11 protein-coding genes are annotated in these 13,766 nt (G+C 34.0%); 6 read left to right on the plus strand and 5 right to left on the minus strand.

Annotated features, from left to right (window positions below):
- Window positions 1-89: 89 nt before the first annotated feature.
- The 5 genes from A0O34_RS09605 to A0O34_RS09625 form a co-directional block, all read right to left on the minus strand.
- Window positions 90-761, minus strand: a complete 672-nt coding sequence (locus A0O34_RS09605) for a phosphonatase-like hydrolase (protein WP_066754105.1) — start codon at window positions 759-761, stop codon at window positions 90-92.
- Window positions 762-767: 6 nt separating this feature from the next.
- Window positions 768-1,922 (minus strand): TIGR03364 family FAD-dependent oxidoreductase, encoded by a 1,155-nt coding sequence (locus A0O34_RS09610; protein ID WP_066754107.1) that lies wholly within the window; start codon window positions 1,920-1,922, stop codon window positions 768-770.
- Between the two features lie 12 nt (window positions 1,923-1,934).
- The gene (locus tag A0O34_RS09615) at window positions 1,935-3,236 is read right to left on the minus strand and encodes a DUF5690 family protein (protein WP_066754110.1); all 1,302 of its coding nucleotides are present in this window, start codon (window positions 3,234-3,236) and stop codon (window positions 1,935-1,937) included.
- Window positions 3,237-3,246: 10 nt separating this feature from the next.
- Window positions 3,247-6,072 carry a TonB-dependent receptor gene (locus tag A0O34_RS09620; RefSeq protein WP_066754112.1) on the minus strand — a complete coding sequence of 942 codons (2,826 nt, stop codon included), beginning with the start codon at window positions 6,070-6,072 and terminating at the stop codon, window positions 3,247-3,249.
- A gap of 393 nt (window positions 6,073-6,465) precedes the next feature.
- Window positions 6,466-7,041, minus strand: coding sequence for a helix-turn-helix domain-containing protein (locus A0O34_RS09625; protein ID WP_066754114.1), 576 nt, complete (start codon window positions 7,039-7,041; stop codon window positions 6,466-6,468).
- A gap of 197 nt (window positions 7,042-7,238) precedes the next feature.
- Here A0O34_RS09625 and A0O34_RS09630 point away from each other — a divergent pair, with 197 nt between their 5' ends.
- The 6 genes from A0O34_RS09630 (at window position 7,239) to A0O34_RS09655 (ending at window position 13,764) form a co-directional block, all read left to right on the plus strand.
- The gene (locus A0O34_RS09630) at window positions 7,239-7,946 is read left to right on the plus strand and encodes a response regulator transcription factor (RefSeq protein ID WP_066754118.1); all 708 of its coding nucleotides are present in this window, start codon (window positions 7,239-7,241) and stop codon (window positions 7,944-7,946) included.
- Window positions 7,947-7,949: 3 nt separating this feature from the next.
- A complete protein-coding gene (locus A0O34_RS09635) occupies window positions 7,950-9,359 on the plus strand; it encodes a sensor histidine kinase (RefSeq protein ID WP_066754120.1) in 1,410 nt (469 codons plus the stop codon).
- A 286-nt stretch (window positions 9,360-9,645) separates the two neighbouring features.
- Window positions 9,646-10,140 carry a hypothetical protein gene (locus tag A0O34_RS09640; protein WP_066754122.1) on the plus strand — a complete coding sequence of 165 codons (495 nt, stop codon included), beginning with the start codon at window positions 9,646-9,648 and terminating at the stop codon, window positions 10,138-10,140.
- A 31-nt stretch (window positions 10,141-10,171) separates the two neighbouring features.
- Window positions 10,172-11,011: a YoaK family protein gene (locus tag A0O34_RS09645; protein WP_066754124.1), complete on the plus strand. Its 840-nt coding sequence runs from the start codon at window positions 10,172-10,174 to the stop codon at window positions 11,009-11,011.
- A gap of 240 nt (window positions 11,012-11,251) precedes the next feature.
- A complete protein-coding gene (mutL, locus tag A0O34_RS09650) occupies window positions 11,252-13,030 on the plus strand; it encodes a DNA mismatch repair endonuclease MutL (protein ID WP_066754126.1) in 1,779 nt (592 codons plus the stop codon).
- A gap of 5 nt (window positions 13,031-13,035) precedes the next feature.
- A complete protein-coding gene (locus tag A0O34_RS09655) occupies window positions 13,036-13,764 on the plus strand; it encodes a rhomboid family intramembrane serine protease (RefSeq protein WP_066754127.1) in 729 nt (242 codons plus the stop codon).
- Window positions 13,765-13,766: the final 2 nt, after the last annotated feature.

Below are 13,766 nucleotides of genomic sequence, written 5' to 3' on the forward strand. Positions count from 1 at the left end.
TTTATTTGTGCTATTTGTGAAAATATTAGTGACATTTGTGTTTAAGTCAAAAAAATTGAGGCTGAATTGAGTAGCTTAATTTGAAAGAATTAGTAAAGAATTTCTTCAGCCTCGGATATAGTGTTGAAAATATAATCGGGATTAGATTTTTCGAGTTCGGTTTTATTTTGGGCTCCAGAAAGAACGGCGATTGTCAGTCCACAGCCTGCATTTTTTCCTTCTTCAATATCAATTACAGAATCACCGGCTTTTAAAACCTTTTCAGCATCATTAATATTGAATTTTTTCATCGCAAGAATGATCATTTCAGGGCTTGGACGGCTTTCAGAGACATCATCTGCGGTAATTAAAGCATCATAATGGGTATTTTGTTTCCAGCCTAATTTATCTAAAAGCTGTTGTGCAATTTCGGAAGTGTACCCTGTATTCAAAACGATTTTTTTGGCTTGAGATCTCATTTTTAGCAAAAAATCTTCAACACCATTGATAGGTTTTACCTCTAAATTTTGATAAGCTTCCTTTAATTGATCTGAAAAGTTTTCAAAAATAGCGAGTGCATCTGCTTCGTTTCCTTCAATTTCCTTTAATAAACTGGTGATTGCCTCCAGTTTTTCCATACCGGCACAGGTTGATAAGACTTTTTCTAAAGAAACTTCGTAACCGTAATCATTAACCGCGGTCATTAAAGTTTTATATACTACATTGTCTTCATTGATTGTAGTTCCGGCCATATCCAGAACCAATAATTCTATGTTCTTCATTTGTTTTTATGCGTAAATTTTATCTATATTAAATTTTGAAAATCCTCCACTTCCGGTCATTCCTTTCCCTCCAATTCCTGTTATGATGTGAATATTTGGTGATGGATTATGTTCGAAAATATCTTTCGTTTTGCATTGAGAATACACTCCAAACCATCTTCTTTGGATCTCGTAAGTAGGAAGATCTATAATTTTCTTGGCTTCATTGATCATAAATTCGTCGATTTCCATATTTAAGTCAAATCCTAAATCATCAGAATTTTTTGCATCTGCATATTCATGGGAATCACCTAAAATAATCGAACCATCCAGAGCCTGTTTGAATAAAATATGAACTCCAAATTTTTTCTCAAAAGAATTCGGATCTTCCAAAAATTTGATCTTTTTGAAAGAAGGACATTCTTCAAAAGACTCATATCTTCTGATGGATAATCCTGTTAAAATATTTCCTTGCAACGAATAAATTCCCTGTGGTTTTGTCTGAAGCATTTGTAATTTACTGACTTCAAGGTCGCTTTCATTAAAAACATTTGGATATAAAGTTTTAAACTCATGTCCTCCACAGATAATGATTTTTGAAGCATTCAATTCTGTTCCGTCTGCGGTGATTGCGATACATTTACCGTCATTTTCATGAGTTTCAACAACTGTGGTATTGTAGAAAATTTTTAAGTCTAATTTTTCCTGTAAAAGTGTGTGAAGTTTCACAATCATTTCAGCGGAATCCACGGATAATTCCTGTGGGAAAAACAGTCCGCCTTTGCAATAATCTGAACGCAAACCGTCAAATCTGTTGATACATTCGCTTTTCGATAAAAGGACAGATTCATAATTATTATTCTTATTGATCTCGTATAATTCGTTGATCAATTGCATTTCTTCATCATTGGACGCGATATAAACCGAGCCGTTTTTTCTTATCGTTAAATTGGTCTGAGCTTGAAGTTCGTTATAAATTGTTAAACTTTCTCTTCCGAAGTTTTGCCATTTGAGATCCATTCCGGAGGGAACGACCTGCCCGAAATTTCTTACCGTTGCGCCCTGGGGAATAGAGTTTTTTTCTAATAAAGCAACTTTAAGACCTTTTTTCAAGGCATGGTATGCATGGAATGTTCCTAAAATGCCACCTCCTACAACGATTAAATCGAATTTTGTTGTCATTTTTACTATAATTTATATACTTTTCGACGTATCGAAATTGATGTATGGTTTGTTGTTAATTTTATTTTTCCTTGATTTTTTTCTGAACATAATAAAAGCGATGAGGGAAAAAATTAAAGCAATTACTACGATGATGTAGTTTAGTTTAATGTAAAAATTTAACCAAGAAGTCTGTGATGAGCCGAAGTTTTTGTAAAGTAGAATCAAAACACTTCCCAAGTACCCAAAAGAATCTACAAAATAGATTAGAAATCCTACATTTCCCTTGATGTCGAAGGCGGCAATCATTCTGTCAAAATAAATTCCGTTGAATGGGATGTAGCATAAGTACATGCCAAAACCGGAAAGTGTCATCCATATAAAAGGAGATAATTGGCTGTTTTCAAACAGATATGTTGAGAAACCGACCGTCAAAATTCCACCAAAAAGAATGTAATGATAATAGGCAAAAGCTCTCTTATTATTCTTTACTTTAACCATGAAACTTAAGATCAGAAGAACCATGATTGCAATTGGGATTTCTGTTAAGGTGAAGATCGAACTGTCAAATTTGATGTGTAAATTATCCCAGATCTCACGGTTAAAATTATCTCTGAAATCTCTTAAAATTGTAAGGCTCACATATAAGAAGGTAATGCAGACGATCGGAATAAAAAATTGCTTGATGATTTTTTTTCTTTCTGTTTTATTGAGTGGCTGCCTTTTGTTTTTTAATAAAATATCTTCTTCGGTTGGCTTTGGGAGTTTTTCCAACATGAATCCGAATATCAATAGCGGAATAATGAAGATTAATCCTGCCGAAAAAGGCATCCAGAATTCTGAAACATTAAAAGTATCCATTAAAAATTTTCCGACAGATTTTGTAAATCCTGAAGAAACTACGAAACTTGAACATAGAAATAATCCGATGATTTCCGTGGTTTTTCTTCCTTCAATGTAAGAGAAAACGATTCCCCAGATCATTCCCAACGGAATTCCGTTAATGAACATCAAAAGAATATTGTAAGGCGCGGGAACTACCGCAAAACCAAGCAAAGCAAGTTCTGCAACCGCAATGAATGTGAATAAATAAAAGATCCTTTTTTCCGGTTTTAATTCTGAAATAAATTTAATTCCAATAAACTTTGATATAAAATACCCCATTACCTGAGCAATGATAATTAAAACTTTATAGTCAACTCCGAAATAAGCCAGCCCTTCGAAAGAAGCAACTGTAAAGGGTTTTCTAAAACCATACATGCAAAAGTAGACACCAAAAGCAGCGAAAGCCGCTCTCAGTGTTACTAAAGTTTTTTTATTGATACTTTCTGCCATTTTTAATGGATTAGAAATTAAGTTTTACACCTAGATTGCATCTTACTCCGTAATATTCAACCTGTTCCGGACGAGTTTCATCTTTTCCGAAGTGATAGATTAAAGGTTTGTTCAGAATGTTGTTTACGTCAACATATAACATAAGATGCTTGGTAAATTGATAAGAACCTCCGAAGTCTAAACTACTGTATTTCCCATAATATGAGTCGTTTAAGTCTTCTTCTGCATATTCAACGGCATATTTCCCTTTGTAGTTGTAAGCCAATCTTGCATTGAATCCTTTTTTCTCGAAAAACAACTGAATGTTGTATAATTCTTTCGCCTGATAAGGAAGCTTTACTTCTCTTCCGCTTGGTTTTTCCATTTGAGAATCCATGAAAGTGGCATTCAATTGCGTTCCGAAATATTGTAGGAAACCTGGCAAGAAATCGAATCTTCTATTGATTCCTAATTCAATTCCACCTAGCCAAGCTGATTTTCCGTTGTTGGGAGCGGTGAATTGTACTCCATTGATTCCATTATAACTTCCAATAAAAGAATCTTGGAAAATAGGGTCTGTGATTGATTTATAGAAAACTCCACCACTCAAAATCCCTACGTTTGAAAAATAATATTCTCCCATTAAATCGAAATTTAAAGAATAGGTCGGATTCAAATTAGGATTTCCGCCTTTGAATTCGTTATCCGCTTCACTGTAAGTTCCACCCGGAGTTAAGTCTCCAAAATTGGGTCTTGAGAATGTTCTTGTTGCTGCGAATCGTAAATTGGTTTTGTCGTTTAAAGCATATTTAATGTGTAACATAGGTAAAACGGCAAGGTATTTTTTAGTGTTTTCAACTGGAACTAATGTATTGTCAATCACATTGTAGCCTTTCACTTTTGTATAGGTATTTGACAATCTGATTCCTCCTAAAATTGTGATTTGATCATTTACTTTATATGTTCCCATTCCATAAGCATCGGCATGTTTTTCGAAAACATCGAAGTTTCTTCCAAGTGCTTTATTATATTCAATTGATTCTGAATCGGTTGGATTTATCTTTAAATTTCCCTGATTCTGAAACCAGAACTGATCCATTCCCGAAGTAGATAAAACGGGTCCGAAAGTATTCCCGATGTGGGCATTCATTTCGCTTAAATATTTGGGACCGTTCGGCTGAGTGGTAATATATTGACTGAAGTCAGATAAAAGCGGGGCTGTTCCGTTGCTCCAATTGTAGAAGATGTCGGAGAATCTAGCATTACGCTCTTTGTCTCTGTATTTAAAACCATATTTTAAGGTTAATTTATCGGAAGCATAAATTTCATGGTTAAAAGCTGCTACGATTTTATCTTTTTCCTCAACAAAAACTTTATAGAGTTCCAGATCGGTAAACTTCATTTGGGAAGCATCCATTTTGAAATTCGGATCACTGTAAAAACCAAATAATGCATCAGGATCTTTATAATCTAATTTTCCGCCGTCGGCTTTCCAATAAGCTCTCGGACCATTTCCGTGATCTGCGATGTAATTTGTGTTAATTCCAACTCCGGATTGCGTGTATTTTATAACGTAGTATGAGTTATTCTGTTTATCGGGAATGTTTCCGTATTTAAATTTGTTATCATAATAAGATAAATCCCAATCAATTTTTCCTTTATTTAAATTATGAACCGCGCCTAAAGAAACTGAAGTTAATTCTGTAATTAATAGATTATGAATGTTTTGCAGTTCAACTCTCGCAGTGTTATTTGTAGAACTGAATTTATCAAACCTGATTCTGTGTTTATAATGCGTTTCATCGTCAGATAAGGTTCCGTACATTCCTTTTAAGTAAAATGTGGTTTTTGGAGATAAGACATATTCAAAAGCGGTATTAATTCCTGTCGTTTTTCTAACTCCATTATAATCACGAAGTTCTAATCTGAAAACCCCTTCGTCACCACTTCTTCTTGCCTCAAAATTATCTGTCGACCAATTTCTGATAAAATGCGCAAAATTGAATAAATAACCGAATTTTTTATCCTTCGTTCTTCCGCCGTAAAGCAATCCTAAATTGTAAACTCCTTTATCGGATTTAGCGTTATAACCGCTTCCTAAAGTTGCTTTAAACTCGGTTTTCATTGGTGGAGTTTTGGTGATGAAATTTACGCCACCACCGATTCCGTCGGATTCCATGTCGGGAGTGAAAGATTTATTTACATGAACGTAAGAAATCAATTCTGTAGGGAAAAAATCGAATGCCGTTGCTCTGGAGGTTGTTTCTTCTTCTGCGGTTGGCAGTCTGTTTCCGTTGATTGTTGTTGATGCCCAAAACGGCGGCAACCCTCTCAATGAAACGAATCTTCCTTCTCCCTGATCTCTTTCAATCGAAACACCTTGCACACGTTGAACGGTTTCTGCAGCATTTCTGTCTGGTAATTTTCCGATTCCATCCGAAGCAATTACGTTGGAAATATTAATGGCATTCTTTTGAAGGTTTAAAGCTCTAGCTTCGCTGTTCCTTAAGGTAGAAGTGATAACAACTTCATCTATATTTTTCTGTTTTTGAGTAAGTTTCAGAGTTCCAAGATCTGTAACTTCTCCAGATTTTGCATCTATATCTAAACTTTTAGTTTCATAGCCGATATAGCTTATTTGTAAATTCTGTTCACCTGTTTTTACATCATTAATGGTAAACTTTCCGTCAACATCGGTTACTACACTTTTGGAAGAACCTTTTATTTTTATGGAAGCGCCTGGGAGAGGTTGGCTCTCGTCAAGGACAACTCCTATGATTGATTGTTTTTGTGCTGAAGCAAAGGTTATGAAACAGACAAAAACGAGGATAAGTAATTTCTCTAATTTTGTTCCCATTTTTACATATATTAAATTTTCTATGCAAATCAAGCTAATAATTTTAATATATGTAATAATCTTATGTTAAGTAATAATTAAGAAATTCATAGAAATAGTAAGTATGTCTTGGTGTAAATATTTATATGAAAATCAGGTTTGTAGTGTGTGAAATATAGGTAAATAGGCGAATAAGACGCTTTTTTTCTAATTAAAGCTGTGTATGTGTTAATAAAATCATTCAGTAATTTGAACGACTTTTGGTTAATTCTATGTTAATTTTGAAATGCCTTAAAAAATGAGAAGTTGAGTATTTGTAAACTTTTTATTCTGAAAATAGGTTTGAAAAGTTTAATGAGAGTAAAAATAGGAATGAAAAATCGCTCAAAAGTTTCTTTAGAGTAAAAACTGAAATTAATGTTTATCAGAATAAAAATAAAGAACAAGCATGATACAGTTTTCGTCGCTGATGCTTACCGGAACGTGCGGAAATTTTCCATTAAAATATAGAGAATCGCCTTCTTTTAGAATGATTTCTTCGTTATCAATTAAATATTTTACTTCTCCTTTTAGAATATATTTAAATTCCCAAGCGTCGGTAATTACTTTTTCTCTTTTAGAATTAGGTTCAAGAGTTAATAAAGCGGCTTCAAAACCTAACGAATGGAGACTTTTACTGAAAATATGCATGTATTTAAAGCCCTCAGCTTCAACCTCTTTTTCGATAAGCTGTTGATTTTCTTTAGGTAGATGGATAAATTTTGCATGTGATTTTTTCTCTACGCCTTCGAAGAAATAACTTGCATCGATTTCTAAAGATTGGATAAGGTCTAAAAGTACAGGAAGAGAAGGAATCGTTCTCCCGTTTTCGATTCGGGAAATAAGTCCATTGCTTACATTTGCCTTGAGAGCCAATTCGTTAATGGTTGAATTGTTTTTTTTTCTAATATCTTTTAATCTTTTTCCGATACCTATTAAAAAATCATTCATAGTATTTAGAATTTAGCCCGAATTGTTTTCATCATTATTAATGACAACAAATTTAGTATTATTCTCTATAGTTTGTGCTAAGTTTAAAATCAATTAATTGAAAATTCTCTTTTTGCGATATGATATCAGTTCCAATCTTCCAACATAAGACTTCCAATCGAAATAAATTTTCTATTTTTGTGAAATTCCTTATTTCAATGAAAAAAATTGTTCTGATTGAAGATGAAACCAGCGTTGTATCTTTTATAAAAAAAGGATTGCAGGAAAATGGGTATGAAGTTTCGGTGGCTTTCGACGGTCGTACCGGAGTGCAGTTGGTGCAATCAAACGATTTTGATCTAGTGATTTTAGACATTATGTTACCGGAAATGAACGGTTTAGACGTCTGTAAAGAGATCAGAAAAACGAATAAACATGTCCCGATCCTTTTTTTAACGGCATTGGGGACTTCCGAAAACATCGTTCTTGGCCTGGAAAGCGGCGGAGATGATTATCTGGTAAAACCTTTTAAGTTTATAGAATTGGTTGCGCGAGTAAAGTCATTATTAAGAAGAAGTAATAACAGTCCGGCTCAGGAAATTGTTGAACCTGAAATTGATAATGAACATGTTTTTCAATTTTCAGATTTAATTGTTAATGATTATACTAAAAAAGTGACCCGCGCAGGCGAGGATATTTCGTTGACTTCTACAGAATATAAATTGTTGCTGTATTTTCTCAATAATCCTGAAAAAGTGATTTCCAGAGCAGAAATTCTGGATGCGGTTTGGGGCGTGAACTATGAGTTGGGAACCAATGTGGTAGATGTTTATGTGAATTATTTAAGAAAAAAACTGGATCATAAAGAAGATAATAAATTGATACATACCGTCATAGGAATGGGATATGTGTTGAAAAAGCCTTAATGAATGTTTAATAAAGTTGTTACAAATCAGACCAAAACGATGGTGCTTTTAATGTTGGTTTTTACTGCCATTATATTGCTGTTCAGTGGATTGGTGTATTTTTCGATTGTCAACTTTTCGCATCAGAGGTTTTATGAATTGCTTAAAATCCGAACGACAACAATTGTTCAGATTGAAAAAAGTAAGGATCATCTCGATCTTCCTGAAAACTACGTCCTGAATAGCTCGAACGATGAAGAACTTCCGATGGAAAGAGATTATGTTTTTGCTGTTCCAGAGGATTCTAATTTTAAGAAAATTTCCCAAGAAGTACATATTCCCGACTATTTTTTCAAAAATATTGTCAAAAAAGGAGAGGCAAACTACAATGATAAAGAGTTTTATTATATCGGGCAGTCGTTTAAATCTGATGATAAAGAATATATCGCGATAGCTTCCGCAAAAAACCATTATGTGGTTTATTATTTAGGCTTTTTAAAACGAACATTAATAACTTGTATAGTTCTTTCGCTTTTCTTTAGTATGATTTTCTCTTTTTATTTATCTAAAACTTTATTTAAGCCTATTTTAAAAATTACAGGAAAAGTAAAAGATATTAGTTCAGAAAATCTACACTTAAGATTAGAATCTCAACCTGATAATAAAGAATTGAATGAGTTGGTGGAAACCTTTAACGATATGTTGAATCGTATCGAAACCTCATTTGAAACTCAAAATCATTTAATTGGAAATGTCTCTCACGAGTTGAGAACGCCCTTGACTTCGATTATGGGTGAAGCAGATGTTGCGCTTTCGATCAGCAGAACCGGCGATGAATACAAGGAAACTTTAGAAATTATTTTAGATGAAGCCGAAAAATTAGACAAAAAGATCAAGGCTTTATTGATGATCGCTCAAACCGGATTTGATGGAAAGATCCAGAAAATGGATAAAGTCCGCATCGATCAATTGCTTTGGGATGTTATCGAAACATTGAGAAAAATTGATACTCGAAATAATATCTACCTGGATATAAGTATGTTACCTGATAATCCTAAAAAATTAAAAGTTCAGGGTAACGAACAGTTGTTGCATCTTGCGGTTACCAATATTATTCAGAATGGCTGTAAATATTCTAATTTTCAGCAGGTTAAAGTTTCACTAGGAGCTACGGATACCGATGTTTATATCATTATAAAAGACAACGGGATCGGTATTCCTCAAGAGGAAATGAACAAGATCTATGATCCATTTTTCAGGGCTTCAAATACAAAAAACTACGAAGGCTATGGAATTGGACTTCCATTAGCCCGAAACATTGTAAGAATGCATAACGGCGAATTGATTGTCAGTTCTCATGAAAATCAGGGAACGACTGTTCAAATTCGTTTTCCAAATTTCTACAGTACTCAGCAGGAGGAAAAATTAGTATAAGTTTAATCTAAAATAAATATACTTTTGTCATTCCAGAGGAAGCTCAATTGTTGTTATTTAAAGGCAGTTTAGATTCCTCCGGAATGACAAACTTTGGGTAAATTCTTTTATTTAAAAAGGAGTTTGAGATTATTTTTTTCTCCTAATATTAATTTCCCTTAACAATTTTCTAATCTCATTCTAATCTCTTTAATCACATTTTAATTCCATTCCAAAGAGCTTCTAATTTGGTAGGTATAGTTTTGTAGTATCAAAAAAGATAAACACGAAACTAAATCTTAAAGATATGACCAAAACAATTTTAATTGCCACAGATTATTCTCTTGAGTCTTTGAATATATTGAAAAAAGTACTGAAAGAGAAGGACGCAAGAGAAGAGGAGATTCAATACAAAATTTTGTTGGTGTCAGGTTATGAGATGGGAGATTCTATCAGAGATCTTTTGTTCACCACAAAAAGTACAATCTTTAATAAAATAAGGCCGCAGGAATTTGTTGACGCTTTCGGGATCATCAGAAACAAATATCCTCATCTCATTAATAAAATCGTTTGCGATATTTTCACGGGAAGCTTTCAAAGGACTTTCAATAATTATGTGAATGCAGAAAATATTGAGGAAGCGTATTATTCTCCGGCGATAAAAAGCAAAGGAAAAGGGAAATTCGACATTGTTCCTTACATCAAAAAATGCAAAGCTCTGCAGATTCAGGAAATAAGAATTGAGACTGCTGAAAGACTTCCGGAAAGAGGAAGGCTTGCTGAGATCTTTGTAGAGGTTTAAAAAAACAACACAACACTCTAAAATTTAAATCATGTTAAGAAATTATAGTAACAGCAGGACATTGGGAGACAACATCAGGTTGGGGACGCTGACTGCCTTCACGGCGGGGACTATAAATATAGCATCTCTATTAATATTTCTCTCTTTTACCTCAAACGTAACGGGACATTACGCCATTTTGGCGGCAGAAATAAGCAAAGGAAACTGGGCACAGGTTGCAGTCGTGGGAGGCTGGATCTTTCTGTTCTTTTTCGGTGGATTTGTATCCAATTTTATTGTCATTAATTTCAATAAAAAAAGTAAATATTTTGCACACTCAATGCCGATCGTATTAGAAATACTGTGTTTATTGTTTGTTGGAGTTTACGGACAGTTTTTCTATCGAAGAACACTAGAAGAAACGGAATTTTTGGTGTCATTAATGCTTTTTGCAACCGGTTTGCAGAATGGTTTAACGGCAAGTATATCAAACTTTTCCGTAAAAACAACCCACCTTACGGGAACAACCACCGATTTGGGAATACTTTTCTCGATGTTTACCCAGAAAAAGTTTAGAAAAAACGGAGAATTGATTGCAAGAGCAAAACTACTAACGAGCATTATGTTTGCTTATGTTTTGGGAGCGGTTTTCTCGGGATTAACGTATTATTATCTTGAATTCAGGGTATTTTATGTGATTAGTTTGTGTCTTTTGGTGGTGATTGGATATGATATGTATAAAATTCATATCAGACACTTTAAAACACAATATCGATATAGTAAAATTTTTAAAAAGCCGAACCTTGTGGCTTATTTATATGACAAGATCCACGGAATTCCGGAAATAAAAGAAAAAAGACAAGAAAAAAGAAAATTGGTGTTTGAGGATTAAATTCAACAAATATCAAGTATATCAGTATTAATTTTGTGTAAACTAGCTGTGAATCAATCCTCTATTTGTGTAATGCAATTAGAGGATTGTATTTTAAGAAAACCTTTATTAATCGCGAATGTTGCTCTGGTGGATTTACGGCAAGATTGTTGATTTGTTGATAATTAAATTGTAATTCACGGTTTTAATGTTTTTATTACCGTTTTCATTGACTATTTTTGTAAGTCGATTTAACGTTTTATGTCAGATATTATTCAACTTTTACCGGATCATGTAGCCAACCAAATTGCGGCAGGGGAAGTGGTGCAGAGACCTGCGTCCATAGTGAAAGAACTTTTGGAGAATGCTATAGATGCAGATGCTAGCAAAATTGAGCTTATCATCAGAGATGCCGGAAAAAATCTGATACAGGTTGTAGACGATGGAAAAGGAATGTCTGAGACCGATGCAAGAATGGCTTTCGAAAGACATGCGACCTCCAAGATCAAAGGAACCGAAGATATATTTAAAATTGCAACAAAAGGTTTCCGTGGTGAAGCGTTGGCTTCCATTGCGGCAGTTTCTCAGGTTGAGTTAAAGACTAAGCAGAGAGAAGCGGGAATCGGAACTAATATTTACATTGAAGGCGGAGTTTTCCAATTTCAGGATCCTGCGCAAACTGCTGAAGGTTCTAATTTTTTAGTTAAAAATTTGTTCTACAACGTTCCTGCAAGAAGAAAATTCCTTAAAAATAATAATATTGAATTCCGTCATGTGATCGATGAATTCCAGCGTGTGGCTTTGGCTCATGAAAATCTGGAATTTTCTTTATTTCATGATGATGATCCTGTTTTTAGATTAAGAAAGGGAAGTCAGATGCAGCGTATCGTTGATATTTTTGGACGAAAATTGCAACCGCAGCTTATTCCAATCAAAGAAGATATTATTTGGTGTAAACTTCACGGATTTGTCGCTAAACCAGAAGGAGCAAAGAAAACAAGAGGTGAACAGTTTCTTTTTGTGAATGGAAGATATTTTAAAAGTCCATATTTCAATAAAGCAGTTCAGGAAGCGTTCGAAGGATTACTTTTACCGGGATACATTCCTACGTTTTTTCTTTTCTTAGATCTTGATCCTGAAAAAATCGACGTTAATATTCATCCGCAGAAAACAGAAGTTAAATTCGAGGACGAGCATCTTATTTTTGCTTTGCTTCGATCAACCATAAAAAGATCTTTAGGAATTTATAACGTTGCACCGAGTCTGGATTTTGAAAAAGATCCGCAATTGGATCAGATGATGCAGAAAGCATTTCCAAGCAAGGCAAACAGTATCAATGTTAAAATGCCGGAGATTGTTGTAGATAAAGATTACAATCCGTTTTTAGAAGAAAGAGTGGTAAAACAAGCCGAAATTCAAAATTTGGCGGAAATGTATCACCAAAATATCGCTGCAGAACCTTCAAAAATTAATTTGTTTGAAGATGAGGATTTTGATGAAGATCTAATGAGACTTCCGAACGGATATTGGCTCTTCAACAAAGGCGACAGAACGTTGATGCTGGATTTGGGAAGAATGCACAGATTAATGGTTTCAGAAGTCAATAAACCGACAAGAAAAGGAACAACAAACGGGCACGCTCTTCTTTTCTCTTTGGAATATCATATGAACGAAACGGAGAAGAATAAGTATAAATCAATTAAAAAATTCCTTCCGGAGCTTGGTTTTGACACGAAGGTTGCTCACGAAAATGTGTTAAGAATTGATGCCGTTCCTGAAGGATTGAAAGAAACACAGGTCATGAAATTCCTTGAAGATCTGTTTGATATTTTAGAATACAAAACGGAAGACGAATTTTTACATTTCTATAATAATCAATGGAATAAAATGCAGTCTAAATCCAGATTTGATTTTATATATAAAAAAGATGCGGAACAATTAATAAAAGACTTCACTGCATTAGGCTTCCCTGAGTTTTTACCCAACGGGAAAAGATGTTTTTATGAAGTTCCGTTCAATGATTTTAAGAATAAATTTTAAAGAACATGTTTAATAATATACCTCCAATTACAAGAAATATTATCATTATAAATGTGATTGTATTTGCTGTGACATTTTTATTAAAAGATCAACTTACGGGTTATCTTGCTGCTTTTTATCCGTTTTCACCGTTTTTCCACTCTTGGCAGATTATCACTCATATGTTTATGCATGGAAGTTTTATGCATATTTTATTTAATATGTTGACATTGTATAGTTTCGGGCCGATATTAGAGCAGAGTTTGGGTGAAAGAAAATATCTGATCCTTTATTTTGTAAGTGGATTGGGTGCTTTTTTCCTTTATAATTTGTGGAATTTTGTTGAAGTTCAGCAGATCACTCATCAATTAGAACAATTAGGATTTAATGTAAGTGCTTATTTGTCCGGAGCTCAAGGAGTTTTTAGTGGAGGGGCAGAATCTGTTCTTAAACAAAGAGAATTGGTTGGGGATCTTAATAATATTATGGGAACTCCTATGGTTGGTGCATCTGGAGCAATTTTTGGAGTGATAGCCGCTTTTGCAACGCTATATCCGGATTCAAAAATCATGATTATGTTTATTCCTGTTCCGGTTAAAGTAAAGTATATTTTACCGGTAATCCTTGTCGTTTCTGTGTTTTTAGGTATTTCTGGAAACGTAGGAGGTATTGCTCACTTTGCACATGTCGGAGGAGCTTTGGTAGGATTTTTGTTAGCATGGATCTGGAAAAAACATTTATACAGATTCAACTAAAT

It is taken from the genome of Chryseobacterium glaciei, assembly GCF_001648155.1.
Lineage (GTDB): Bacteria > Bacteroidota > Bacteroidia > Flavobacteriales > Weeksellaceae > Chryseobacterium > Chryseobacterium glaciei.